Origin of the sequence: Epilithonimonas zeae (assembly GCF_023278365.1) — a bacterium.
In the GTDB taxonomy this organism is placed as follows: domain Bacteria; phylum Bacteroidota; class Bacteroidia; order Flavobacteriales; family Weeksellaceae; genus Epilithonimonas; species Epilithonimonas zeae_A.
This window is the reverse complement of the sequence record NZ_CP075338.1, coordinates 2,606,352-2,632,483: the sequence shown is the minus strand read 5'-3', so window position 1 is coordinate 2,632,483 and position 26,132 is coordinate 2,606,352. Positions and strand designations below refer to the sequence as shown.

26 protein-coding genes and 1 riboswitch are annotated in these 26,132 nt (G+C 35.8%); of the genes, 7 read left to right on the top strand and 19 right to left on the bottom strand.

Annotated elements, in window-relative coordinates:
* Positions 1 to 9 precede the first annotated feature (9 nt).
* Together KI430_RS11835 and KI430_RS11830 are read left to right on the top strand one after the other, a co-directional pair.
* Positions 10 to 1,848, top strand: coding sequence for an ABC transporter ATP-binding protein (locus KI430_RS11835; protein WP_248875046.1), 1,839 nt, complete (start codon positions 10 to 12; stop codon positions 1,846 to 1,848).
* A complete protein-coding gene (locus tag KI430_RS11830) occupies positions 1,848 to 2,192 on the top strand; it encodes a DUF1801 domain-containing protein (RefSeq protein ID WP_248875044.1) in 345 nt (114 codons plus the stop codon). The genes KI430_RS11835 and KI430_RS11830 overlap by 1 nt, the downstream gene beginning before the upstream one ends.
* Positions 2,193 to 2,213: 21 nt before the next feature.
* On the opposite strand, the gene KI430_RS11825 is transcribed toward KI430_RS11830, so the two are convergent.
* The 8 genes from KI430_RS11825 to KI430_RS11790 all read right to left on the bottom strand — a co-directional run bounded on the left by KI430_RS11825 (position 2,214) and on the right by KI430_RS11790 (position 8,152).
* On the bottom strand, positions 2,214 to 2,558 hold the full coding sequence (locus tag KI430_RS11825) for a tRNA-binding protein (RefSeq protein WP_248875042.1): 345 nt from the start codon (positions 2,556 to 2,558) through the stop codon (positions 2,214 to 2,216).
* On the bottom strand, positions 2,555 to 3,082 hold the full coding sequence (locus KI430_RS11820) for a hypothetical protein (RefSeq protein ID WP_248875040.1): 528 nt from the start codon (positions 3,080 to 3,082) through the stop codon (positions 2,555 to 2,557). Before KI430_RS11820 ends, KI430_RS11825 begins: the two co-directional genes overlap by 4 nt.
* A gap of 213 nt (positions 3,083 to 3,295) precedes the next feature.
* Positions 3,296 to 4,603: a Fe-S cluster assembly protein SufD gene (sufD, locus tag KI430_RS11815; RefSeq protein WP_248875038.1), complete on the bottom strand. Its 1,308-nt coding sequence runs from the start codon at positions 4,601 to 4,603 to the stop codon at positions 3,296 to 3,298.
* A 7-nt stretch (positions 4,604 to 4,610) separates the two neighbouring features.
* Positions 4,611 to 4,970 (bottom strand): cupin domain-containing protein, encoded by a 360-nt coding sequence (locus tag KI430_RS11810; protein WP_248875037.1) that lies wholly within the window; start codon positions 4,968 to 4,970, stop codon positions 4,611 to 4,613.
* 4 nt (positions 4,971 to 4,974) lie between these two features.
* The gene (sufC, locus tag KI430_RS11805; protein WP_248875035.1) at positions 4,975 to 5,721 is read right to left on the bottom strand and encodes a Fe-S cluster assembly ATPase SufC; all 747 of its coding nucleotides are present in this window, start codon (positions 5,719 to 5,721) and stop codon (positions 4,975 to 4,977) included.
* 151 nt (positions 5,722 to 5,872) lie between these two features.
* Positions 5,873 to 6,277: a GxxExxY protein gene (locus KI430_RS11800; RefSeq protein WP_248875033.1), complete on the bottom strand. Its 405-nt coding sequence runs from the start codon at positions 6,275 to 6,277 to the stop codon at positions 5,873 to 5,875.
* 93 nt (positions 6,278 to 6,370) lie between these two features.
* Positions 6,371 to 7,819: a Fe-S cluster assembly protein SufB gene (gene sufB, locus KI430_RS11795; RefSeq protein WP_248875031.1), complete on the bottom strand. Its 1,449-nt coding sequence runs from the start codon at positions 7,817 to 7,819 to the stop codon at positions 6,371 to 6,373.
* A gap of 3 nt (positions 7,820 to 7,822) precedes the next feature.
* Positions 7,823 to 8,152 (bottom strand): HesB/IscA family protein, encoded by a 330-nt coding sequence (locus KI430_RS11790; RefSeq protein WP_074236152.1) that lies wholly within the window; start codon positions 8,150 to 8,152, stop codon positions 7,823 to 7,825.
* Between the two features lie 223 nt (positions 8,153 to 8,375).
* Here KI430_RS11790 and KI430_RS11785 point away from each other — a divergent pair, with 223 nt between their 5' ends.
* The gene (locus tag KI430_RS11785) at positions 8,376 to 9,338 is read left to right on the top strand and encodes a GLPGLI family protein (RefSeq protein ID WP_248875030.1); all 963 of its coding nucleotides are present in this window, start codon (positions 8,376 to 8,378) and stop codon (positions 9,336 to 9,338) included.
* Between the two features lie 3 nt (positions 9,339 to 9,341).
* Complete coding sequence (locus KI430_RS11780; RefSeq protein ID WP_248875028.1) at positions 9,342 to 10,151, top strand: GLPGLI family protein; 810 nt, start codon at positions 9,342 to 9,344, stop codon at positions 10,149 to 10,151.
* Positions 10,152 to 10,182: 31 nt separating this feature from the next.
* Here the strand turns inward: KI430_RS11780 and KI430_RS11775 are convergent, their stop codons facing one another.
* The 9 genes from KI430_RS11775 to KI430_RS11735 form a co-directional block, all read right to left on the bottom strand.
* The gene (locus KI430_RS11775) at positions 10,183 to 11,961 is read right to left on the bottom strand and encodes a hypothetical protein (protein ID WP_248875026.1); all 1,779 of its coding nucleotides are present in this window, start codon (positions 11,959 to 11,961) and stop codon (positions 10,183 to 10,185) included.
* 4 nt (positions 11,962 to 11,965) lie between these two features.
* Positions 11,966 to 12,517: an LptE family protein gene (locus tag KI430_RS11770; RefSeq protein ID WP_248875025.1), complete on the bottom strand. Its 552-nt coding sequence runs from the start codon at positions 12,515 to 12,517 to the stop codon at positions 11,966 to 11,968.
* Positions 12,518 to 12,551: 34 nt separating this feature from the next.
* Complete coding sequence (locus tag KI430_RS11765) at positions 12,552 to 13,847, bottom strand: sigma-54 interaction domain-containing protein (protein WP_248875023.1); 1,296 nt, start codon at positions 13,845 to 13,847, stop codon at positions 12,552 to 12,554.
* Between the two features lie 67 nt (positions 13,848 to 13,914).
* Positions 13,915 to 14,715 carry a tetratricopeptide repeat protein gene (locus KI430_RS11760; protein ID WP_248875021.1) on the bottom strand — a complete coding sequence of 267 codons (801 nt, stop codon included), beginning with the start codon at positions 14,713 to 14,715 and terminating at the stop codon, positions 13,915 to 13,917.
* Positions 14,687 to 15,199, bottom strand: a complete 513-nt coding sequence (locus KI430_RS11755) for a hypothetical protein (protein WP_248875019.1) — start codon at positions 15,197 to 15,199, stop codon at positions 14,687 to 14,689. Before KI430_RS11755 ends, KI430_RS11760 begins: the two co-directional genes overlap by 29 nt.
* Positions 15,199 to 15,729 (bottom strand): DUF1016 N-terminal domain-containing protein, encoded by a 531-nt coding sequence (locus KI430_RS11750; RefSeq protein ID WP_248875017.1) that lies wholly within the window; start codon positions 15,727 to 15,729, stop codon positions 15,199 to 15,201. The genes KI430_RS11755 and KI430_RS11750 overlap by 1 nt, the downstream gene beginning before the upstream one ends.
* Complete coding sequence (locus KI430_RS11745) at positions 15,729 to 16,967, bottom strand: S41 family peptidase (protein WP_248875015.1); 1,239 nt, start codon at positions 16,965 to 16,967, stop codon at positions 15,729 to 15,731. The genes KI430_RS11750 and KI430_RS11745 overlap by 1 nt, the downstream gene beginning before the upstream one ends.
* A 15-nt stretch (positions 16,968 to 16,982) precedes the next feature.
* The gene (miaB, locus tag KI430_RS11740; RefSeq protein ID WP_248875013.1) at positions 16,983 to 18,419 is read right to left on the bottom strand and encodes a tRNA (N6-isopentenyl adenosine(37)-C2)-methylthiotransferase MiaB; all 1,437 of its coding nucleotides are present in this window, start codon (positions 18,417 to 18,419) and stop codon (positions 16,983 to 16,985) included.
* Positions 18,420 to 18,572: 153 nt separating this feature from the next.
* Entirely contained in the window at positions 18,573 to 18,983 is a 411-nt protein-coding gene (locus KI430_RS11735; protein WP_248875011.1) for an energy transducer TonB, read from the bottom strand.
* Positions 18,984 to 19,081: 98 nt separating this feature from the next.
* Between KI430_RS11735 and KI430_RS11730 the strand changes: the two genes are divergently transcribed.
* Positions 19,082 to 19,504 carry an OsmC family protein gene (locus KI430_RS11730; protein WP_248875009.1) on the top strand — a complete coding sequence of 141 codons (423 nt, stop codon included), beginning with the start codon at positions 19,082 to 19,084 and terminating at the stop codon, positions 19,502 to 19,504.
* Between the two features lie 38 nt (positions 19,505 to 19,542).
* On the opposite strand, the gene KI430_RS11725 is transcribed toward KI430_RS11730, so the two are convergent.
* A complete protein-coding gene (locus KI430_RS11725; RefSeq protein WP_248875007.1) occupies positions 19,543 to 22,149 on the bottom strand; it encodes an MGH1-like glycoside hydrolase domain-containing protein in 2,607 nt (868 codons plus the stop codon).
* 351 nt (positions 22,150 to 22,500) lie between these two features.
* Positions 22,501 to 23,307, bottom strand: a complete 807-nt coding sequence (locus KI430_RS11720; protein WP_248875005.1) for a glucose 1-dehydrogenase — start codon at positions 23,305 to 23,307, stop codon at positions 22,501 to 22,503.
* Positions 23,308 to 23,479: 172 nt separating this feature from the next.
* A riboswitch (SAM riboswitch) is annotated at positions 23,480 to 23,584 on the top strand.
* A 51-nt stretch (positions 23,585 to 23,635) separates the two neighbouring features.
* Between KI430_RS11720 and KI430_RS11715 the strand changes: the two genes are divergently transcribed.
* Positions 23,636 to 24,583 carry an alpha/beta fold hydrolase gene (locus KI430_RS11715; RefSeq protein ID WP_248875003.1) on the top strand — a complete coding sequence of 316 codons (948 nt, stop codon included), beginning with the start codon at positions 23,636 to 23,638 and terminating at the stop codon, positions 24,581 to 24,583.
* Positions 24,583 to 26,121, top strand: coding sequence for an ACT domain-containing protein (locus tag KI430_RS11710; RefSeq protein ID WP_248875001.1), 1,539 nt, complete (start codon positions 24,583 to 24,585; stop codon positions 26,119 to 26,121). Before KI430_RS11715 ends, KI430_RS11710 begins: the two co-directional genes overlap by 1 nt.
* The last annotated feature ends 11 nt before the right edge of the window (positions 26,122 to 26,132 follow it).

The window sequence follows — 26,132 nt, the reverse complement described above, 5'->3', positions numbered from 1 at the left end:
TTTTTTTGAATGAAACCATTTCAACGCATCATCAGTATTGCCAAACCACATCAAAAATTCCTGTGGGGCAGTATGTTTTTCAATATTCTTTATTCTCTTCTTCAGATTGCTTCCATTGGAACTTTGCTTCCTATTCTTAGTGTGATGTTCGGTACAGTGGACAGAGTGGATACTTCGAAAGTACCAGTTTGGAGTGGCAGAATTGCAGATTATTTCGGTTATGTCAAAGACTGGGCGTATTACACCATTCAAATTAATATGGATGAACATGGCGGAATCAAAGTTCTGGCAGTTCTGTGTTCTATTACTGCAGTTGCCTTTTTGCTGAGAAATATTTTCAGATATTTAGGTTCTTATCTTTTAGTGAATTACCGTGTGGGAATTACTAGAGACCTTCGGACTTTGATGTACGATAAGTTCCTGAAATTACCTGTTTCTTTTTTCACAGAACAGAGAAAAGGGGATATGATGTCGAGAATCTCCAATGACATCGGCGCGGTAGAAGGTGGAATTATGGGATCTTTGGTGGATATCGTGAATTCGCCTTTTATGATTATTTCTTCATTGACAGCATTATTTCTTTTATCTCCAAAATTGACTTTATTCTCATTAGTAGTATTTCCAATAATGGGATGGATTATTTCTTGGGTTGGAAAGAGCTTGAAAAAACAGGCGAGATTTGCTCAGGAAGAATTGGGAAATCTTTTTTCTTTGGTTGATGAAACCTTGAAATCTTCAAAAGTGATTAAGATTTTCAATGCCGATAAAATCCTGAAAAACCGATTCAATAAAACAACCGATCAATGGCAACACCACGCTGTTTCTATGAGCAGAAGAAGAGAATTAGCTTCCCCAATGAGTGAATTTCTTGGGTCTGTAACAATGTTGATTATCACCTATTATGCAGGAACTGAGATTATTAATGGAACCAACAAAGATCCTGCAACTTTTCTAGCATTCATCGGAGTTTTCTTTCAGGTTTTGGACCCTGCGAAACGATTGTCGAATGCTATTTCTGCAATCCAGGGTGGAATGGCTAGTTTAGAAAGGGTTTCTGAAGTTTTAGATTACGACTTGAAGGTTGATGAAGTTCCAAACCCTACATCTATTTCTGAATTAAATGATAAAATTGAATTTAAAAATATTGGTTTCTATTACGAGAAATCAAATCTAATTCTAAAAAACGTTTCGATTACGTTGCCAAAAGGAAAAACAGTAGCTTTAGTTGGACAATCCGGCAGTGGAAAAACTACGATTGCTAATCTATTAGCAAGATTCTATGACGTTTCCGAAGGCGAAATTTTAATCGACGGTCACAACATCAAAAATCTAAAACTGACAGATTATCGGAAACTTCTGGGAATGGTAACTCAAGAATCTGTTTTGTTCAACGATTCGGTTTACAACAATATCCTGATGGGTAATCCAAATGCTACTGAAGAAGAAATCATAGAGGCAGCTAAAATTGCCAATGCTCACGATTTTATCTCTCAACTTCCGGAAGGTTATTATACCAATATTGGCGATGATGGAAACAAACTTTCGGGTGGTCAAAAACAACGTGTTTCCATCGCAAGAGCAGTTCTGAAAAATCCGCCAATTATGATTCTGGACGAAGCAACTTCTGCCCTAGATACAGAATCTGAAAGATATGTTCAGGACGCATTGGAAAAAATGATGGAGAACAGAACATCTTTGGTTATTGCTCACAGATTATCGACCATTCAGAAGGCTGATCATATTGTTGTGATGGAAAAAGGCGATATCATAGAGCAAGGTTCTCACCATGAATTGATGGAAAAAGACGGCACTTATAGAAAGCTGGTTGAGCTTCAGAATTTTGATTAATGAATCCAATTCAGGAATATTTTTATCGGATTGATGAACCTGCGAGAAGTGCGCTTTTGTTTATCCGAGAGAAGATTTTAAATTCTGATGAATTGATAACCGAAACGTTCAGTTTTGGACTTCCTTTCTTGAAATACAAAAAGAAAATGCTCTGCTATTTCTATTACAGCAAACAGCATCAGAAGCATTATCTCAGTTTTTATCACGGCGACAGAGTCGATTATCCTGAACTCTTATCCGAAGGCCGGAAAAAGTTCAAAATTTTGCTCCTGAACATGGACGAAGATTTACCAATGGAATTGATATTCAATATTCTTGATGAAGTGAAGACTTATATCAAATAAATTTTTGATTTTAATTGAATTTTACCCGACTTCCAATCCGTTCTTAACAGGCAAACTCGGACTCAATAAAGTCACTTCACTCTTATTGTCGCCATAAACTCCCAGAACAAGACATTCGCTAAAAAAGTTGGCGATTTGTTTCTTTGGGAAATTAACTACAGCGAGAATCTGTTTTCCGATTAAATCTTCTTTTTGATATAAAGCAGTGATTTGTGCAGAAGATTTTCTAATACCTAAATCTCCAAAATCGATTTCCAATTGATAAGAAGGATTTCTGGCTTTTTCTAAATCATTCACGGAAATAATGGTTCCAACTCTAATGTCGATTTTCTCAAAATCGTTCCAGGATATTTCAGGTTTTGTCATTGTTGATTGGTTTTATTTTTAATGTCTTGCAAAAGTGCTTCTAATTGAATTTTCTGCTCAGCATATTTCTGTTGCAATTCACTCCCTTCGCCCATTCTTCCGTAATAAATCAAAGCCTTCTCGCCGAAGAAGGTTTTGTAATAATCGGAAAGTTCCGGAATCTGGGGAAAATTGTTATGAAATAACATTTCGTAGTAAGCTTGCCATTCACGTTCGTTTTTATCCATAATCATCATTTTTGGTGATTTCTGACGAACGTGCAGCATCTCGTGAGCAAGCAGATTAAGAACTAATATCAAATCAAAATCGAAAAGATTTCTTGGGATCAAAACTTCCTGCATTTCCCCGATTTCGCCATTGGCAGTTAATAAAACCGAATTCTTTTCTAATTCTTCCCGAAAACCAAATCCTAAAAAGTTCTCGTCATCCAAATCAAATTCGTGAATGAGGAATCTTGCGGCGTCCAAGATTTCGCCGGTTTCTTTGTAAGCGTTGAGATTGAATTGTAATTGTTCGTTGTTCATTTGTGTTGAAATATAATTGTTATGCGATGATTCAAATTTACAATTTAACGACAAATATTTCAAAAGAAGTTGTATCTGCGGCCGTGATAGTAACGGTTACCCCGCAGCGAGGCGGCGGAACGCAGTGGAGCCGCCGAGTGAGGAGTATGAGTGGATAGCGCGAAATGTCCGCCCATAAAAAATCGCACCTGATTGAGATGCGATTTACTTTATTTAGAATTCCATTTGGACTTCCAGTTTTTCTGCCAGAAGTTTGGAAACTTTTACTTTGAGTGGCTCAATGTCAATATTCTGCATCGCATCGTTGGCGAAAGCATAAAGCAATAATGCTCTTGCTTCTTTCTTGGAAATTCCACGAGCTCTAAGGTAGAACATCGCATCTTCGTTCAGCTGTCCAACGGTACAGCCGTGCGAACATTTGACATCATCTGCGAAAATCTCCAGCTGAGGTTTTGTATCAATCGTTGCGCCTTCGTCCAGCAAAATGTTGTTGTTCTGCTGATAAGCGTTGGTTTTCTGAGCAATCTTGTTCACAAACACTTTTCCATTGAAAACACCGTGTGATTTGTCCTTGAAAATTCCTTTATAATTCTGGTAAGATTCGCAGTTTGGTGTATTGTGATGAACAGCGGTGTGGTGGTCTACCAATTGGTCTTTCCCAATAATCGTGATACCGTTCATAAAGGAATTGATATTTTCTCCGTTGTGGATGAAATCCAGATTGTTACGAACCAATTTCCCTCCGAAAGAGAATGTGTTCACAGTCGTTAAACTGTCTCTTTCCTGTTTCGCAAATGTGTGGTCTACAAGGTAAGATGTATCACTGTCATTCTGTAATTTGTGCCAGTCTGCTTTTGCATTTTGGTAAGTGAAAATCTCCGTCACAGAATTAGTGAAAACGAAAGAATCGTCAAAATTGTGATGGCTTTCAATCACTTCTACTTTTGCACCAGCTTCTACAATCAGAAGATTTCTTGTGTTGTAGAAAGTGTTTTCTTCCTGACTGTCAGAGATATAAAAAACGTGAATCGGTTTTTCGATAACAATGTTTTTAGGTACTTTCAAGAAAAAACCTTCGTTGAAATAAGCTAGATTCAGGTTGGTAAACGCTAAATCCTGGCTCGCAATCGTATTGAAATATTGGTTGAAAGTTTCTTTTTTGGCTGAATCATTGAGAGCTTCGTTCAAGGTTAAGAATTCTGCATTTTCAATCGAAATGTTAGAATATTCTTTGTGAAGTTTCCCATTGATGAACACAATCCAATCAAAATGTTCTTCGCCCAAATGCAATTCATCCAATTGCTCTTTGGTAATATGATGAGCTTCTGAAGGGAAAAAATTGTAATTTTTTTCCGTGATTTCCTTCAGATTCGTGTATTTGTATTCTTCATCTTTTTTGGTAGGAAAACCTTTCGCTTCGAATTTCTGAAGCGCAGTTTTTCTCTCTTCGTTCAAAAAAGAATGACGAAGCGTTTCTAAAAATGAAGTGTGATTATTTATAGTTTGTTCTTGTAAACTCATTTTTTATTTATATCCAATTCAACTGATGTTTAGTCAAGTCGTTTTCTGTATTTCCTGTATTAAGTGTTGTCGCAGGCTCAAACAACATTACCAAAACCTCGTTTTCAGCAACAGGTTTGTGTTCTACTCCTTTCGGAATGATTAAAAATTCTCCTTTATTCAGTGTGATTGTTTTATCACGAAATTCAATATTCAAAGTTCCTTCAGCAATGAAAAACATTTCGTCTTCATTATCGTGTTTATGCCAGACAAATTCGCCTTTGAATTTTGCCAGCTTTACTTGTTGCCCATTAAGTTCTCCTACTATTTTTGGCGACCAGTATTCTGAAAACAGCTGAAACTTTTCTGCTAAATTTACTTTGTTCATTTGATTAATTCAACAACCAATCGTAACCTTTTTCTTCCAGTTCCAATGCAAGAGACTTGTCTCCTGTTTTGATGATTTTTCCATCTGCCAAAACGTGAACGAAATCTGGCTGAATATAATTCAATAATCTTTGGTAATGTGTGATCAGAAGGACTGCATTGCCTTCACTTCTAAATTTGTTGACACCATCAGCAACAATTCTCAATGCATCGATATCCAATCCAGAATCAGTTTCGTCAAGAATTGCCAATTTCGGGTTTAGCATCATCATTTGGAAAATCTCGTTTCTTTTCTTTTCACCACCGGAGAAACCTTCGTTCAAAGAACGGGAAAGGAAATCTTTTCTGATGCCTAATTTTTCAGAGTTTTCACGAATCAAACCAAGCATTTCTTTAGCGCCCATTTCTTCCAATCCGTTGGCTTTTCTTGTTTCATTAAGAGCAGCTTTGATGAAATTGGTAACAGTAACTCCTGGGATTTCCACAGGATATTGGAAAGAAAGGAAAATGCCTTTGTGTGCTCTTTCTTCAGGTGCATCTTCACCGATTTCTTCTCCTTCGAAAAGGATTTCTCCATCTGTTACTTCGTAATCCTCTTTTCCTGCAATCACAGAAGAAAGAGTCGATTTTCCGGCGCCGTTCGGTCCCATAATAGCGTGAACTTCGCCTGGTTTTATTTCAAGATTGATTCCTTTTAAAATTTCTTTGTCGCCATCTTCAATTTTGGCGTGTAAGTTTTTGATATTAAGCATTATATATGTTTAAAACTTGTTTTTTATTTTTAACATTAAGAATTTAAGTTGATTCTAAATTTCTATTTCTTTTTAAGTAAATCAATAAATTGATTTAAATTAAGGGTTTTAAGTTTTACTATTTATCTTAAACTCCTTAATATTTTAAAATTCATTCCGGCAGTTTTGAAAAATATTCATTCACTAATGGAATCATTGACTTAGTAATATTATCTGTATAAAAATTAATCAAAAGTCCTTGAGGCTTTTTCAAAATTTTCATATAAGTCATCAATTGAGCTTGATGAACAGGTAATAATTTTTCAACAGTTTTAATTTCTACAATGATTGTATCATTGACAAGTAAATCAATCTTTAGCGGAGTTTCAATTTCAATCTTTCCGTAATTGATTTTTGTAGTAACCTGTTGATTAACTAAATATCCTTTTTCATTTAATTCATAAGCCAAACATAATTCGTAAACACTTTCCAACAATCCTGGTCCTAATTCTTTATGAACCTTGATTGCACATCCTACAATATCGTAAGAGAGCTGTGTTACTTCTGTTTTGGTCATATTTAATTTTCTTCAAAAGAATTGATTTATCAATTCCTTAATTCTTTAACATTGAGAATTTAAGAAAAAATTTAACTTCTTAATGTTTATAAATTACCCAACCGAACCTTCCAGGGAAATCTCAAGTAATTTCTGAGCTTCAATAGCAAATTCCATTGGAAGTTTATTCAAAACTTCTTTGCTGAATCCGTTGACAATCAAAGCAATTGCTCTTTCTGTGTCGATTCCTCTTTGGTTACAGTAAAAAATCTGGTCTTCCCCGATTTTCGAAGTTGTTGCTTCGTGTTCCAACTGCGCCGTCGGATCTTTGATTTCGATATAAGGAAAAGTATGTGCACCACATTCATTACCCATCAACAAAGAATCACACTGAGAAAAGTTTCTTGCTCCTTTTGCAGTCGGCATTACTTTTACCAATCCACGATAAGAGTTATTAGATTTTCCGGCAGAAATTCCTTTGGAAATAATGGTTGATTTGGTATTCTTCCCGATGTGAATCATCTTCGTTCCTGTATCTGCATATTGGTGCATATTGGTAACCGCGATTGAATAAAATTCACCAACCGAATTATCGCCTTTCAAAATGCAGCTAGGATATTTCCAAGTTACAGCAGAACCAGTTTCGACCTGAGTCCAGGAGATTTTTGCATTTCTTTCGCAAAGTCCTCTCTTCGTCACAAAATTGAAAACCCCGCCTTTTCCTTCTTCATCGCCAGGATACCAGTTTTGAACAGTCGAATATTTGATTTCAGCATCATCCAAGGCAATCAATTCAACAACCGCAGCGTGAAGCTGATTCTCATCTCTAGATGGAGCTGTACAACCTTCCAAATATGAAACGTAACTTCCTTCATCAGCAATGACCAAAGTTCTTTCGAATTGTCCTGTTCCAGACTGATTGATACGGAAATAAGTTGATAATTCCATCGGGCATCTTACACCTTTTGGGATGTAACAGAAACTTCCGTCAGAAAAAACTGCGGAGTTCAAAGCGGCGTAAAAATTATCGCCTCTTGGAACAACTTTCCCGATATATTGTTTTACCAAATCCGGATGTTCTTTAATTGCTTCAGAAATAGAGCAAAAGATAATCCCTTTCTCCTTCAAGGTTTCCTGAAAAGTCGTTTTTACAGATACTGAATCCACTACAATATCAACTGCAACATTCGCTAAACGTTTTTGTTCCTCGATATTGATTCCCAATTTTGCGAAAGTCTTCAACAATTCCGGGTCAACTTCATCAAGACTTGCCAATTCCGGTTTTGCCTTTGGAGCAGCGTAATATCTGATGGCTTGAAAGTCGGGTTTTTGATATTTGATGTTGGCCCAATTGGGCTCTTCCATTTTCAACCAAATTCTATAAGACTCCAGACGCCAATCGGTCATCCATTGTGGTTCTTCTTTTTTGGCAGAAATAGCACGAATGATGTCTTCATTCAGACCAATCGGGAAATCCTCATATTCAATGTCGGTTTCAAATCCGAATTCGTACTTTTGATTTTCGAGATCGACTCTTAGGTCGTCTTCGGTGTATTTAGACATATTTTATAAACTAAAAGATTCTCCACAACCGCAAGTTCTTGCAGCATTCGGATTATTAAAAATAAAACCTTTTCCATTCAAACCTCCTGAATATTCTAGAGTTGTACCGGCAAGATAAAGAATCGATTTTTTCTCGATGATTACGCGTACACCATTATCTTCAAAGATTTGGTCGGTTTCATTTTTTACATTATCAAACTTCAGGACGTATTCTAGTCCGGAACATCCGCCACTTTTTACGCCCACTCTTATATAGTCAGTCTCAGGGTTGAAGCCTTCTTCAGTCATCAACTGAGCTGCTTTGGATTTTGCCTGGTCGCTTACTTGTATCATTGTTTTTATTTAGACTGATTTTAGTCTACAAAAGTACGAACTAATTTCCGCAATCTCAAATCGACAGCATCTATTTTAACGATTTTAAATAGACTTTATCATTTCGTTTTATAATGAAAAACAGTTTGTTAATGTTAAATTCTTATCAAAAAAGAAACAATTATTAATTCTGATTGTTCTTATAATTAACTTTGCTGAGATTTGTTAATCAAACAATTAGTTTATGAAGAAGATTTTTATTTTGATGATGCTGTTTTTCTTTTTTGGAGAAATGATTAGCCAGACCGAAAGATATGTTTATCGTACGGAAGTGAATCCTGATACGATAAATCTTGTAGATATGAAGGTAGAGACGACTTTTCTGGATGTGAAAAATAATCAATCGTTATTCATTAGTGAAAGTAAATTGTTGAGAGATTCTTTGGTTGCAGTTTTGAAAAGTCAAGGAAATCTGGATGTGAAAAAATCAAAAAAGAATAAGCAGGAATTCCCAAAATTAGCTAACGGAAAATCAATCCAGCCTACTTTTTTTGAATATTTCATCAAAAAAAATTATGAAAACAGAGCGATAAATCTTGTAGAAAATATTGGCTCGAGACAGGTTTATTATCAGGAAGACCGAAAAATGAATTGGGATGTTTCTCAACAGACTTCAAATCTTAATGGTTATAAAGTTCAGAAAGCAACTGTAAATTTTGGAGGAAGAACTTGGACGGCTTGGTTTGCTCCGGAAATTAAAATCTCTGATGGGCCTTACAAACTATCAGGATTACCAGGATTGATTTTGAAGCTGGAAGATGATAAAGGCGATTACAAATTTAATTTTGTCAAAAAATTATCAATCCCGAATACTTTTACGGAAGATATAAAAGCAGACGCGAGAAAATCTACAAGAATTAATTTCCAAGGCGATAAAGCTTCTGTAAAAATGGAAATGGCAAAGAGTAAAGATTCGGAAATTGATTTGGATAATTTCAATCCAGGTGGTGGAAGAGGGATGTATCAAAGAGGTGGAATGAACAACGGATTTGGTGGCCAACCCGGACAAGGAATGAATGGTGGAATGCCAAATGGCGAAATGGGAGCTCCGGATGTGCAAATAGGAAATACGCCAAGAAGCTCTTCCGGAAATGGTAATATGATGAGTTTTGGAAATACAAACCCAATTGAATTAAGTAACAAATAAGATATGAAATTATTAAAAATATTAAGCGTGTTGGCAATGCCGTTTGTTATGGCGCAGCAAAATACGCGCTTTGTTTATCAGGTAACGTTGTCGCCAGATTCTACCAATGTTGAGAAAAAAACAGAATCTGCTTATTTGGATACAGATGGGAAAAAATCTGTGTTCTATGCAGAAAATTCTATGAAAAGAGATTCTTTGATGGAAAGGATGCGTGCGACCAATAATTTTGACAGAGAACAAATGCAGAATTTGAGAAGCAATCTCCAATTTACTATAGAAAAGGACCTTACTAATCAAAGCTTGGTTTATAAATCAAGAATTGGTAGAGATAATTATTCTTATCCGGAAACACCCGTTTTTGAATGGAAAATCTTACCAGAAACTGTGAAAATCGGAGATTACCAAACACAAAAAGCAGAAACAAAATTTGGTGGCAGGACTTGGTACGCTTGGTTTACGCAAGAAATTCCTTTCCAGGACGGGCCTTACAAATTCTCTGGCTTGCCGGGACTGATTGTAAAAGTTCAGGATACAAAAGGTGATTATTCTTTCGATTTGATGCAAACTAAGAAGATTGCAGAAATCTATCAGCCTTTGAATCGAGGGCAAATTATCTCACTTTCCAAATCTAAATATACCGATATGGAGAAAAAAATGCAAAAAGACCCAGCTAGTTTCGTGAATGCTCAAAGAAATACTGGCGGCCGAGGTGGTGGAAACCGACCAGGAATGGATCCAAAAGAAATGCAGGCAAGACAAAAACGAATGGAAGCTGAAATCAAAAGCCGAAATAATCCTATTGAATTGAAATAAAAAAAGTCCCGAATTTTCGGGACTTTTGGTTTTATGATTTTCTGATTTCTTTTATCTCTTCAATTTTTTCTTCGAAGTAATCTTTTCTATCCGGATGTTTCTCAGAAAGTATTTCGTAAGCTTTTATAGCTTTAGAATATAATTTTTGCTCTGTATATAACTTTGCCAGAGTTTCCGTCATCAAATGAGAAATATCGTCTTTCTTTTCTTTCACAACGTAGTTGCTTTCCTCTTTTAGTTGCGAGATTTTTGGATTAGTTTCTATGAAATTATCGATGATCTTTTCTTTGACTTTAGCAATTTCTTCTGTTTGTGCAGGTCTCTCGATTTTCAACCAACTTTGCCAAGTATTGATGAATGTTCCGACATTGCTTGCAGGAACTTCTTTTGTTTCAATTGTTTCAGGAATTGGAATAATTTCTTTTTTCTCCTCGATTTTAGAAACATCATTTCCAAAGAACGAAACGTTTAGAATTGGTCTTTCTTCTTCAGAAATCTCAATTTTATTTTCTTCTTCTTCTTGAGTTTTTTCTGCAATGATTTCCGGTTGAATCACAACTTCTTCAGCTGGAGCAATGTCAACTTTTGTTATGATTTTCGGAATTTCTCTTTCTTCAGGTTTACTTTTACCAATCAAAGCATCTGGAATATTGGCAGAGAATGACATTGGTTTCCATTCAGAAACTGGTTCTTCAACTTTTGATTCAGTAATTTCTGGTTTGATTTCTACTTTTGGAGCTTCCGTTTCATTAATTTCGAAAGTTTGATTTTTTTCAAAATTAATTTCATTTTCTTTCCTCTCTTCCTGGATTGGGTTTTCTGCTTTTATTTCTGTTTCCTCTGCTTTTTTCGGTTCAGCGACTTCAAAAGATTGTGTGTTCTCAAAACTGATTTGACTGTCATCAATATCATCTTCCGAAATATTTTCTACAAAGGTCTCCTTAAAGTCAGATTTAATAACAGGTTTTTCTTCGATTATTTTCTCCTCTTGCTTTTCTTTTTTCGGAGGATTTAAGTAATCTAAATGATTTTTTGGAATCGAGAATTTTACATTGGGGAGAAACTCCTGAGCGCCACCAAAACTGATGTCATTAGAAGAAACTTCCGGTTCTGATTCTTGTTCTACAGCAATTTCCTCAACTTTTGTTTCTTCTAAAGTCAAAATATCTTCAATATGTTCCGGCTCAGAAATCGATTCTTCCGCAGGATTTTCATCGATGATAATTTGAGTGCTAACAGTTTCAGTTTCTTCTTTTAAAACCAGTTGTCCAGATTCTTTCGAAGCTTCCAAATCAACTTGCGAAGATTTTTCTTCCAAGAAATTTTCCTCACCATCATAAAGCAAACGATTCTTTTCGCCATCTACAACTATGAATTCCGAATTTTCTGCATTTTCAGTTTCGATGATTTTCTCAACATCAAATTTATTCAGAACAGAATGCGTTTCTGTATTTTCAATTTCAGTTACAATTTCAGATTCTGCAGGTTTTGTTTCTTCCGTTACTTTGTCGCTAGTTGATTGATTTTCAGTTTTTTCTTCTTGTGCAATTGATGTTGACGTCAATTCTTTTTTAGAAATTTTCTCAGAATTAATGAAGTGATAAAGTATTTTTTTATCTGTCGTATAAGCCGCTGTTTTAGAAAGGTTTTCTTTATAATTCTCTGGTTTGTAAAGATTGATTCCGTAAAGATAAAGTGCTCTTATACTTTGTGCATAAGGCGTTTTTTCCGACTCTGACTGCAAAATTTGCAAATCAGATTCAGTGATTATTTTTGGATTCTTTATTAACTCTAAAACTCTAGTATTCATTATTTTACCAATTGGCTACAATATCATTGAAAATTTTGACGATGATTCTCTCGTTCACAATTTTTACCTGTGAGGTTTCTATTGTGTTCAAGTCCAAATCACTGTTGAAAACCGCTTCATCACTGTAAGTTCTGTCAAAACTTAATGTCGGATCTTTGCTGTTTTCGTAATGTACTTTTACAGTAATCGTTAACTTGTTTTGTTGCGCCTGCACTACATTTCCGGTTGTAGAAGTGGTTGCGGCACCAATACTTGTCGGCGTGATATTGTAATCTGTTATTTCACCTTCTATCAACAAATCCGGGTTTTCCAAAGCGCCTTTCAAACCAGACCTTTGAAGAAAACGATTTTGCAAAGCTACCGTAAAATCCTGACTTAGACTCGGGAGATTATTGGCAGCATTGTTTGGAAACATATTGATTTTTATAGTTTTCATATCTTCTCTCAAAGAAGAACCTGAAAAGCTATAACAGGAAATCAAGAAACAAGAAACAAGTAAAAATATACAAGTTTTGAATGTGCTCAACAATGAATTGCGATTATATTTTGGAATCATTTTCTGAATCTTTTGCCTTTTTTCTTGAGTCTTTTTATTCCTCAAGATTATATTGTTTTATTTTTCTGTAAAGTGTTCTTTGCGAAATTCCCAACTCGTCCGCAGCTTTATTTCTTCTACCTTTGTGTTTTTCCAAAGCTTTGATAATCAAATCTTTTTCATTATTTTGAAGTGATAAAGATTCTGGTCTTGCTTCCTCGATTTCAATATCTTCTACATCGTTATAATGATGGTCTTCGTCCTCAGAAATAATCGTTGGATGATGAACCTGACTTTGATTATTGTTATTATTTTCGAAGTAAAGCAAAGAATTTGGGTTTGCGCTCTGAGCTGATTCCGGCGTATAAATTCTGTTAATCAGATTTTTTTCCTGAGAGCTAAGGTCAGAACTTCCTCTACTTTTAATAAGCTCCGAAGTTAAGGATTTTAAATCATTGATGTCGTTTCTCATATCGAAGAGAACTTTGTACATAATTTCCCGCTCCGAACCGAAATCTGAGCTGGAGCTTCCGCCGCCACCTTTTTGAACAACAGCCGGAAGATTTGCATTCATCGGAATGTATTCGGCTAATTTTACAGAATTGATTTCGCGATTTTGTTCCACAACGGTCATTTGCTCTACCAAATTTCTAAGTTGACGAACGTTTCCTGGAAATGCATAATTTTCTAGATAAGCAACGGCATCGTCTGTCAATCTCAATTCCGGCATTCTGTATTTCTCAGCAAAATCTATCGCAAACTTTCTGAATAACAAATGGATGTCGCCTTTTCTTTCTCGCAAAGCTGGCATATCAATCTGAACCGTGTTCAAACGATAATACAAATCTTCACGAAAACGTCCATCCTGAATGGCTTTCATCATATTGACATTTGTTGCAGCAACTATTCTGACGTTTGTTTTTTGAACTTGAGAAGAACCAACTTTCATAAATTCTCCACTTTCCAAAACTCTCAAAAGACGAACCTGAGTTTGTAAAGGTAATTCACCAACTTCATCCAGGAAAATTGTTCCCCCATCAGCCACTTCAAAATAACCTTTTCTTGTAGAAGTTGCGCCAGTGAACGCTCCTTTTTCGTGGCCAAATAATTCTGAATCAATGGTTCCTTCTGGGATTGCTCCACAATTTACAACGATGTAAGGCTGATGTTTTCTTCTAGATTCTGAGTGGATAATTTTCGGGATAAATTCTTTTCCCACACCACTTTCTCCAATTACGAGAACCGAAATATCTGTAGGAGCAACTTGAATCGATTTCTCCAAAGCACGATTAAGTGCCGGAAAATTTCCAATGATTCCGAAGCGTGTTTTTATAGATTGTAAGTCTGCCATTTTTTTAATTTTTTTGTCCGATTTTTATTTTGAATCGGAGATTTTTGGATTTTGATTTTAAATTAATTTACAGTTCGGCAATCTGCTTTCTGTAAACTTTGTTGAAATGATGCGTATAGCCTTCCAACATTATTTTTCCTTCGTCGTAAGACTTCTGGGCTAAACTTTTCAAATCCAAATAATCTTTGTTCCTGATTTTAGAAACCTTAGCTCTAAAATATATATTTTCTGCAAAATCGTAAACTTTGCTTTGTTTTTCAAAATTTTCTAAGGCTTTGTCGTATTGATTTAATTCAAAATAAGTGACGCCTAATTGATAATGGTCATATAGTCCAACATTATGGTCTTTTTTTGCCAGCTGATTTTCTATGATAGAAACCGCTTTCTCTTTTTGTCCGATCGCTGAGTAGCAAATCGCTTTTGCAATATGCAATTCGTAATCGCCGTTGGCAGAATATCCCAAATATCCAGTTGGATAGATTTTTTCTAAAGCTTCAACATCTTCAATTGCACCTTTGTAATCTCTCAGAAACTGATATCTACACCAAGCACGATATCCCAAATGTTCTTTAGGGTTAAGTTCAACTGCTTTGTCAATCAGAACTTTCCAAGTAACAAAATCCCCATTTTTGAGATAAGGAACAGCTTTTTCAAAATAAGCATTATCGTAAGTTGGACAAATTTCTATGGCTTTGTCAAATGCTAATTGCGACAAAGAAAGACCTTGATATTCACTGGCCTGATTAGAAATTTCGCAAGCTTTCCTGCAATTTTCTTCTTTGAAAACACTGCAATTAGCCTGTGCGGAAATTTGTGAATATATCGCAAGGAAAATTAAACTAAGGTAATATTTCTGAAACCTTTCCATCGGTAATTTTGTAGGTTAAATATTGGTAATAATCTAATTTTGTTCCTCGACTTTCTTTGGCAATCCAACCATTTAAAGACTTGGTGAAGTTTAAAAGCTTCACGGAAAAGTCCTTGTCCCAATTTTCTTCCAAATAATTATCATTCATCTGCTGAACACGGAAAAATCCTGTTTTTCCTTCACAATTAACTACAAAGCGGATTGTGATGTAGCCATTTGTTTTTTTTGAAGAAGACAAATTTAATTTTTCTAATTCCTGAATGATTGCAAATTTTTCGCCTTTGTATAGAAGACCGTTTGAATCGTTGACACTATAATACTGGATTCCATAATCTTTGTCCATACATCTTTTGAAATCCGGACTGTCTATGTTTTTATCAAAAACAATATTCCCAACTTTATTCGGATATATGGTTACACTTTTCCCAGATTGGCAACTGAAAAATACAGGTAGAAGAAATAATATGTAGAAAATTTTCAACATCAATATTGTCTTTGTAATTCTCGTAAGCTCCAATTATTTTTATATGCCTCGATTTCGTAGAATTTCCTCTCATTTAAATCTTTGATTCTCATTAATTTTAGATAATGAGACCAAGAAAGATTTAATTTTGAAGAAAAATTTCGGGAAGTTGTTTCTGAAATTTCAAAAGATTGATTATTAGGTTTTTGTAATTCCGCAGACACTGTCTGCGGATTTGTATTCGTTGAAATTTTCAATTGCGCAGAAGGTGTTTGCGGAATTGAATAAGACAAATAGAATTGTCTCATTTGCTCCAAATTTCTTTGAGAAAAACCTTTCCCGAATCTCTCTGTCAGATGCAAAGACAAATCTTTTAAAATCGCTTTTCCGTATTCTGCACGATTTTCTCCATTTTGCTCATCTTCTACAATCATTCTTCCAATCTCGAAATAGGTAATGACCATCGTTTGATTTACGCTGGTCACAACACGTTTTCTTGCCAATTCTAATAATTGGGAGATTTCGTCAAATAATTGTCGTTGAACACTCATCAATGATAATTTTTTATAAATTCAAAAACGGGGTCTATGCCATTAACATAATCATTAAAAGATGTTTCTACCAGATAATCTGGTTTTATAGTATTGACGTTTTTCTTTTTAGTTCTTACGAAATAAAATGTGGAATAGGTCAATTTTAATTTTGAATTAGGTAACTCAAGACTCTGAAGTTCCCCATAATGATTAGGCTTTCCGGATGTTTCTTCTCCCACAAATATAGCTTTGGTTTCGTCTTGAAAATCTGAGGCATTCAGGATTGCGGAAGAAAAAGTATCACGCCCTAAAACGACAAAAAGATGACCTTTTTTATTGATTTCTTTATTGGCTGCAAGCTTTTCAACAAATTCTCTGCCTTGTTTGGAACTTCCACCACCATTATATCGCATATCGAAAATCAACTTGTCAACTTTATTGTCCTTGATAATTTTGAAAACTGAATCCTCAAATTCTCCAAAATTTAAAGGATTATCAGAAGCTGGATTATTTTTTTCGTTGGTCGTGCAAACATTGTAAAGAATGTATAGGATTTTCTCTTGGTCAAAATATTTTTTCTCGAAATATTTACGCTTGTTTTCCTGTGGAAAAGTCAACGCTTTTAGAGTGATCTTTACTCTGTTTTCTTTGGTTATAACCGATGGAATAACTGTTTTCTCTGATATTTTTCCATCCTTTTCATATTTTATCTTTACATCATCAGTCTTAGAAAAACCAAAATTCTTGAGAGCTTGATTAAAAGGCAAAATCTCAGGAATTCGGGTTCTGAAAATACCCAAATTTTCATTTGGGAACAAAGTAGATAAGCTGTCTGTTATTGTTTTAATATCAAAACCATTAATGGCTAAAATCTTTCCACCTAATAATTCTTTGTTTTCAGAATTGGTCAAGGTAACATACAAGTCATTGCCATAGAAATAAGAGCTCAATGGCAAAACTTGATTTTTATCGATGAACTTTTTTAATGATAAATTGGTGTGTGTGTCGCCTTGTTTTGCAAGCGCTTGTTGTAGTTTCAATGCGATTTGGAAATCACTAAGTTCATCCGTTTTAGAAATGATATTATTAATGTCTTTCGTGAAATCCGCTTCCGAACGGAGTGCAAAAAGATTGTAATGTTTATTGGTCAGATTACTTTGCAGATATTTTATATCTTCAGTCCACTTCTCTTTATCCATTTGGGCAGAAATCCCCAAAGAAAGTAGAAGAAAAATAATAAGAATCTGTTTTTTCATTTGTGCTTGATGAATTTACGAAACTGTTTCCCCCAAAAGTGTTCCTTGCGTATTCCCGTGAACGAAAACTGAAACAATGTCACCAATTTTTTGTCCTTCCAACATATCGAAAACACAAACCGCATTCTGAGAATTTCTTCCTTTCCATTGGGTTTTATTCTTTTTGGAAATGCCTTCAATCAAAATTTCGTGAACTCTTCCAACGTAAGAAGCCATTCTCTTTTTGGATAATTCACCTTGTAGAGCAATCACTTCTGCCAAACGTCTTTGTTTAACATCTGCAGGAATATCGTCTTCCATCTTTTTGTGAGCAGGCGTTCCAGGTCTTTCAGAATAAGCGAACATATATCCGTAATCGTATTCCACTTCTCTCATTAATGATAATGTATCTTGATGGTCTTCCTCAGTTTCCGTACAGAATCCGACAATCATATCTTGTGAAAAAGAAATGTCCGGAACAATTTCTTTAGCCTTTTTAATTAAGTCCAAATATTCCTGGCGTGTGTGCTGACGATTCATCAAATCAAGAATTCTGTCACTTCCACTTTGAACAGGAAGGTGAACATATTTGCAAATGTTATTGTATTTTGCCATCACTCGGAAAACATCCAAGCTCATATCCTGAGGATTAGAAGTTGAGAATCTTATTCTCATATTCGGAACTGCAGTTGCAACCATTTCCATCAATTGTGCAAAATTTACCGCAGTTAATTTTTGCATTTCAGTTGCTTTTGCGAAGTCTTTCTTAGGTCCGCCGCCGTACCAAAGATAAGAGTCAACATTTTGTCCAAGAAGTGTGATTTCTTTGTAGCCATTATTCCAAAGGTCAAGACATTCCTCTATGATAGAATGTGGGTCGCGGCTTCTTTCCCTTCCTCTTGTAAAAGGCACGACACAGAAAGTACACATATTATCACAACCTCTTGTAATCGTAACAAAAGCTGTAACACCATTTCCGCCAAGACGAACAGGGTTGATGTCTGCGTAAGTTTCTTCTTTTGAAAGAATTACGTTGATGGCGTCTCTTCCGTCATCGGTTTCTTTCAAAAGATTTGGAAGATCTCTGTAAGCATCCGGTCCAACAACCAAGTCAACCAATTGTTCTTCTTCTAAGAATTTGGTTTTCAGTCGCTCAGCCATACAGCCAAGAACACCAACAGTAAGATTGGGTTTTTCTTTTTTAAGATTTTTGAATTGAGCGAGACGCATACGAACCGTCTGCTCTGCTTTCTCACGGATAGAACAAGTGTTAAGCAAAATCAAATCTGCCTCTTCCTGTTTCAGAGTCGTGTTATAACCTTGCTCGTTGAGAATGGATGCAACAATCTCGGAATCAGAGAAATTCATCTGGCAACCATAACTTTCCAAAAACAGTTTTTTACCATTTTCTGGTCTTTCTGCTATGGCGAAGGCTTCTCCTTGTTTGGTCTCGTCTATATATTTTTCCTGCACTACATATATATTTAAAGCTCAGTATTTAAAATCCAATGCTAAATGAGCTTTGAACCTAAAACTTTGAACTGTTTAAGTCTGCAAAGATACAAAATATTGTGACAGAATGGCAGTCAATAATATAAACAGATTAATTCTATTGATGTCAAAAAATTAAAATTCCTCATCAGAATGTTCTGAGGTGAAATTGATATCAAAAATAATATTAGAGCTTACAGGAACGCCATTTGTGATTGCGGGTTTCCATTTTTTCTTAATACGTTTCATCGCAAAATTCATATCCTGTTTGAATTCTTCATCGTTTCTGACTTTTGGATAGATTTTCATCTCGCTCATTTTCCCTTTTTCGTCAATCGTAATGATAAAAGAAAATTTTCCGTTCACAGCGTAAGCCGTAATATCAACATAAGCGTGAACCATTTTCATAAATTCTTTTCGGAAGGCTTCTTGTCCGCCAGGAAATTCTGCTTTGGAATCTGCTAATGTTGATGTTTTGGTTGCTTCGGATTGTGAAAAAGCGACATTGCTACTCAATAAAGCAATTATCAATAAGAAAGCTCTCATTTTATAGGATTAAAAGTTTTGTCAAATATATTAAAATAGCGAATGAAATTAACCGATGCTGTTTTATGATTTTGTAATTTTGATTTTAATTTAACATAATGAAAATTACACTTAATAGAATCAATGATGATTTTTTGTTTGAATGTTCCAACGAACAAGGAAATTCTATTTTATTAGACAATACGACTTTACCAAATGCAAAAGGAGTTTCTCCAATGCAATCTGTTTTGATGGCGGTTGCCGGTTGTAGCGGAATAGATGTGGTTTCGATTTTGAAAAAACAACGTCAGACGATTACAGATTTCAAAGCGGAAGTAGAAGGCGAAAGAGTTCAGGTAGATGAAGCAAAGCCTTTCAAATCTATCAAAGTGAAATTTTTCCTAGAAGGTGAAATCGATCCAAAAAAAGCAAAAAAAGCAGCAGAATTATCTTTTGAAAAATATTGTTCTGTTTCAAAAACGCTTGAGCCAAATGTTGAAATCACTTATGAAGTCAGCGTCAATGGACAAGTTGTAGAATAAATGAAAAAACCTTATCCGATTTTGATAAGGTTTTTATTTTATCGACTAGAAAGTCTCGGCTGAATCAACTTCGCCACCGTAGAAGTCCATCCGGTTTGATGGGAAGCGCCGACACCGCGACCATTGTCACCGTGGAAATATTCGAAGAACATAATATAATCTTTGAAATGCGGGTCTTGGTTAAATTTCTCTACACCACCATTGAAGGCTCTGTTTCCGTTTTCGTCTTTCAGAAAAATATTACAAAGTCTGTCGCTGATATCTTTTGAAACTTCTTCCAGATTCTTCTGAACACCACTTCCTTTTGGATATTCAATCGTCAAAGCATCGCCAAAAAAGAAATGAAAACGTTGCAGACTTTCTACAATCAGGAAATTAATCGGAAACCAAATTGGTCCGCGCCAGTTACTGTTGCCACCAAACATGCGGCTATCACTTTCTGCAGGCGTGTAATAAACTACGTGTTCTTGGTCGTGAACGGTAAATCTGAAAGGATTTTCCTCATAAACTTTAGACATCGCACGGATTCCGTAATCACTCAAGAATTCAGATTCGTCCACCAATCTGGTCAGAACTTTCGCTAATCTTGTTTTTCTTAGAATACTTAAAAGATGTTTGTTGCCTTCGCCTTCAACATACCATTGAGAAACCAATTTGGTCAAATCCTGTTTATTTTTCAGAACCCATTCCATTCTTTTCTTGAATTCCGGAAGTTTTTCCAACATACTATGTTCCACCACTTCTACGGCAAACATCGGAATCAGTCCAACAATACTTCTCAGTTTCAGATTCACACTGTCGCCGTTAGACAATTGGAGCAAATCGTAGAAAAATCCGTCCTCTTCATTCCAAAGTCCTTGCTTGTCTTCCCCAATGTTTTCCATTGCTTCGGCGATATAAAGATAATGCTCAAAGAATTTAATCGCCATATCTTCATAAACCGGATTGTAAGTCGCAAGTTCCATTGCGATACGCATCATATTCAGGGCGTACATTGCCATCCAGCTGGTTCCGTCGGCCTGTTCGAGATGTTCACCTTCATTGAATTCCATATTCCTATCGAACGCTCCAATGTTATCCAGACCAAGGAATCCGCCTCCAAAAAGATTTTTCCCGTTGTAATCTTTTCGGTTAACCCACCAGGTGAAATTCAGTAGTAATTTTTGGAAAACCCTTTCAAGGAAAGCCAAGTCAGGTTTTCCATTGTTTTTTTCATCGATTTTGAAAACTCGGAAAGTTGCCCAGGCGTGAACCGGCGGATTAACATCGTCAAAATTCCATTCGTAAGCCGGAACTTGTCCGTTCGGATGCATATACCATTCTTTCGTCAAAGTAATCAATTGATTCTTAGCGAATTCTGAGTCAATTACAGAAAAACTCACACAATGGAACGCCAAATCCCAAGTCGCATACCAAGGATATTCCCATTTGTCGGGCATCGAGATAATATCTTTGTTATGAAGATGTTCCCAGTTGCTGTTTCGTACAAAACCTTTTCTTTGGATTGGAAAATTAGGGTCACCTTTTAGCCATTTCCCGATATTGTAATGATAGAATTGTTTGTTCCAAAGCAAACCCGCAAACGCTTGTCTCTGGACATTCTTCTCATCCTCATTTTCAATATCTTTTTGGATATTCGCATAGAACTCGTCGGCTTCCTGCTTTCGTCTCGAAACGATTTCATCGAAATCCCAAAACGCATCATCCATAATATGAGGTGACAATCGGAATTCGAAAACCTTGTTGCTATTTGCTTCTATGATTTCTTCACAATGAAGAGACGCTTTTGTTCCGGTTTTAGATGGATTAATAGTATCTAAACCTTTTGTAATATATTGATTGATTCCATCTTTGAAAAAACCTTCTGTTTTCGGAAGATTGAATAACCTTGCTCTATTCGTTTCATTCTCACAAAACAAAGCATCCACATTTCTGTTTCTGGAATATAATTTTTTGATGCTCAGACTATCGTGATGAACATCAATTTCGCCCGGCTTAGAAAAGCCAAGTTTCGCTTTGTAATCATTATAACCCCACATCCAGTTATTTCTATACCACAGTGTTGGCAATACTACTATTGGAGCGGGTTGATTGCTTCTGTTATGAACATCAATTCTGATTAAAAAATCATCCTCGCCAGCTTTTGCATATTCAATGAAAATGTCAAAATATTCATCGTTATCAAAGATTCCTGTATCAATGATTTCGTATTCGGGATCTTTATTGGAGCGCTGCGCATTCGTATTGATGAGGTCATCGTACGGAAATGCATTGATGGGGTATTTGTAAACCATCTTCATATAGCTATGAGACGGCGTATTGTCCAGATAATAAAAAATCTCCTTGATATCTTCGCCGTGATTTCCCTGATAATTGCTCAGTCCGAAAAAACGTTCCTTGACTCTGCAATCGTTTTTATTCCAAAAAGAAAGTGCAAAACACATCTGTTGCTTCTCATCCGAGATTCCTGCGATGCCTTCCTCAGCCCAGCGGTAAGTCCACGCTTCCGCTGTATCGTGACCGGTAAATCCCCAAGCATCACCGTTGGTACTGTAATCTTCACGTACATTTCCCCATTGACGGTGGCTCACGTAAGGTCCCCACTTTTTCCAATTTGGATTTTTTAATTTTTCTTCTTCATTCATTTTTATAATTATTTTTCAAGAATAATTATTCTTTTTTATTAGGAGCAACACGGTTGTACATTTGTTAGAACATTCCAACCCGCTGTCCACTATATCTTTTTTGTTTTTCAGGCGCTTTGTCATTCCGAACAAAGTCAGGAATCTAAAAAAACAAAAAAGGATGCCGTTCCCATCGGGGCTATGTTGACGATTTTCCATTCTTTCAACCATAAATAATTGGCGAAATAGATAAATGACAAAATAAAAATATATCGATTTTCAGCCTTATTAAAATCCTTAGCCCTTCAAAATCTTTGCATTAACATTCAACAAAAAATCATTAATAATTATATAATTCATCATTAATAATTATTATCCGTTGTCTGCAAAACTTTCCAACGTCGTCATCCCACCATCCACATAGATGCTCGCTCCGGTAATATAATCCGAATAATCACTCGCCAAAAATACGGCTAAATTTCCAATATCTTCCGGCTGCCCGATTCTGTCATACGGAATCAAGGTCATCAGAGAATCAAAAGATTCCTTGTTATCCCAAGCGGATTTGTTGATTGGTGTTTGGATGGCGCCCGGACAAATATTATTCACACGGATTTTTTGTTTTCCATATTCCTGAGCCAGCGTTTGCATCAGCATTCTGAGCGCACCTTTACTGGAAGCGTAATTGGCGTGCCCAGCCCACGGAATCGTCTCGTGAACACTGCTGATATTGATGATTTTTCCAAGCGCTTTGGACTTTTCGGTCATTCCACGCTTCAGGAATTCTTTAATTGCTTCTCTTGAACATAAAAATTGCCCCGTAAGATTCACATCGATTACTTTTTGCCATTGTTCGAGAGTCATATCAATAAAAGCAGCGTCTTGTTGCAAGCCTGCATTGTTGATGAGAATATCTACAGTTCCGTATTTGTCAATTGTGGTTTGAAACATCGCCAAAACTTGGTCTTCCTTACTCACATCACATTGGATAATCAAACCTTCGCCACCGTTTTCTTCAATGGTTTTTAGTGTTTCTTCAGCTTCCGGTCTGGAATGTTCGGATGAATGGTTTACAATAACGATTGCTCCGGATTTTGCCAAACTGATAGCAATTCCTTTCCCTATCCCGCTGCTGGAACCAGTTACAATGGCCACTTGTTTATTAAGATTAATGTTCATTGTTTATTTTTTGATGAAGTTGGTTAAGCAAATATTGTACACAATTGCTGTTATAAATTTCTTAAATTGGATTGTTAATAAAAAATTTATACTGACTTTTTTCAGTTTATTTGGAAAAACAGCAATTTGTTATCTATATTTGCAGTCGAATTTGTTCATTCACATATTGAAAATGTTATCGAGAAAGGTGGAGAGATTAGACTCTGTGAAACCTTGGCAACCCTTCGGGAACGAAGAAGGTGCTAAATTCTATCCGCAATGGCGGAAAAGATAACCTAGACATTTATTCTACATTTCCCGTAGCATTTTCAATTTTTATAAGACAAAATTGGAAAACAGGCTACAACATATCAACATTCGACATTTCGAAACTAAGAACGGAAAAGTTCTCGATATCCAATTAAGCTACCAGCTTTTTGGAAAAGAATTGTATTCTGCTCCCATTGTTTTGATTAATCACGCTTTGACAGGAAACTCTGATGTTGCCGGAGAAAACGGCTGGTGGAAATCTCTGGTTGGAGAAGGGAAAGTAATTGATACAAATCGATTCACAATAATTTGTTTCAATATTCCGGGTAATGGTTTTGACGGATTTTTCATTGAGAATTACGAAGATTTCACAACGAAGGATATTGCATCTATTTTTCTGCAAGGATTAAAGAACCTGAATATTAAAAAACTATTTGCTTTAGTTGGCGGTTCTGTTGGCGGTTCTATCGGTTGGGAAATGTTGACTTTGCAGAATGATTTAGCAGAAAGATTCATCCCGATTGCAACAGATTTCAAAACGTCGGATTGGTTACATTCTCAATGTCTGGTTCAGAAATTTCTTTTGGAATCAGAGGAGAAACCGCTTGAGAAAGCCAGAGTTCACGCAATGTTATGCTACAGAACGCCGGAATCTCTTAATTCAAGATTCAATAGAGAAATAGATTCTGAAAAGCAGATTTTAAAGTCTCACGACTGGCTCAATTTCCACGGAAAACGATTAAACGAAAGGTTTAGTTTAAAGGCTTACAAGCTTGTTAATCATCTTCTGATGAACATTAATGGAAAGGAAAATGAATTGGAAAATATCAATGCAGAGATTCATTTAGTAGCAGTAGATTCGGACCTTTTTTATCCGGCTTTTGAAATTAAAAATACTTACCAATTTTTACAAAATAAAAACAAAAACGTTCAGTATCACGAGATTAATTCCATCCACGGCCACGACGCTTTTCTAATGGAATATGAGCAACTGAACACCATTTTAAAACCTATTTTTTTGAACTGATGACAGACAAGAATGCAATTAATATTTATAGAAACAAAGCTTTGGTGAATTTCGAAGGGAAAGACTTTCTTGGACAGATTGGCGTTGATTCACGCATATTTCAGGTTTTGAATGGAGGAGGAATCAGTGTGGGCGTTATTTCCCAACAAGCGATTGAAAATGGAATTTCTGTTCTTGTAGATGAGAATGATGCTTCTGATGCAGTTGATTTTCTGAATAAAGAATTCGAAAAAGAAAAAAACAATGGACAAGTCAGCAATATTTATAGCATCGAAAACCTAAGTGTGATCGGATTTGTTTCGGAAAATTACAATAAGATTTTATCAGAACTTCAGCGTAATAAAATTTTCCCATTGTTGTTGAGTCAAATCGCTTCTGCTGGAAGAGTGAATATCGTCGTAACCGATAACCAAACCGAAATCACAAAAAATATCATCGAAACCGAAATCTACGGAAAACCGAAAACCGTTCATCTCGCTTTGATTGGTCACGGTAATGTTGGCGGGACTTTGGTTGAGCAGATTTTGGATTCAGCTTACGATATTCTGAATCGTAAAAGAGTGGATTTGAAAATCGTTGCAATTGCCAATTCCAGAAAAGTAGCTTTCAACAAAGCCGGTTTCGGAAGCGATTGGAGACAGAAAATTAAATATTCTCAAACAGAATCCAGTGTCCAGTCTTTGGTAGATTTTGTAAATGAACATCATTTGGAAAATTTGGTGATGGTAGATAACACGGCGAGCAAAGATTTTGTTAAAAATTATCCTGTGTTTGTAGAGAACGGATTTGATGTCGTTGGCTCTAACAAAATCTACAACACATTACCCATCTCAGAATATCGGAATTTCAGGAAATTATTAGAAAAAAATAAAAAGAAATACCTCTATGAAACCAATGTTGGTGCTGGTTTACCTCTAATTGACACCATTAAATTATTGCATCTTTCAGGAGAAAATATTACAAGAATCAAAGGTGTTTTTTCCGGAACATTAAGTTATGTTTTCAATAATTTTTCGCTTCGTAACGATAAATTCTCAACCATTATCAACGAAGCTTTGGAAAAAGGGTACACCGAACCGGATCCACGCGAAGATTTATCTGGAAATGATGTTGCAAGAAAATTGTTGATTCTGGCAAGAGAGCTGGATTTGATTAATGAATTTGATGACATCAATATTCAGAATCTTGTTCCGGAAACTCTATTGTCAGTTTCCAAAGAAGAATTCCTTTCAAGATTGCAAGAACTGGATTCAGAATACCAGAACATCAAAGAAAATCAGCAACCAGACCACGTGTTAAGATATGTCGGCGATTTGCACGGCGATTTACAAAAAGAAAAAGGAGAGTTGGATGTCAAATTAATTTCTGTGCCAGCCAATTCGGCATTAGGACAACTTAAAGGTTCCGATTCTATTTTCGAAATCTACACAGAAAGTTATGGCGAGAATCCAATTGTCATTATGGGAGCCGGAGCCGGAGCCAAGGTGACTGCAAGAGGCGTTTTCGGAGATATTTTAAGACTTAGCGAAACAAAATAAAATCAATGTAA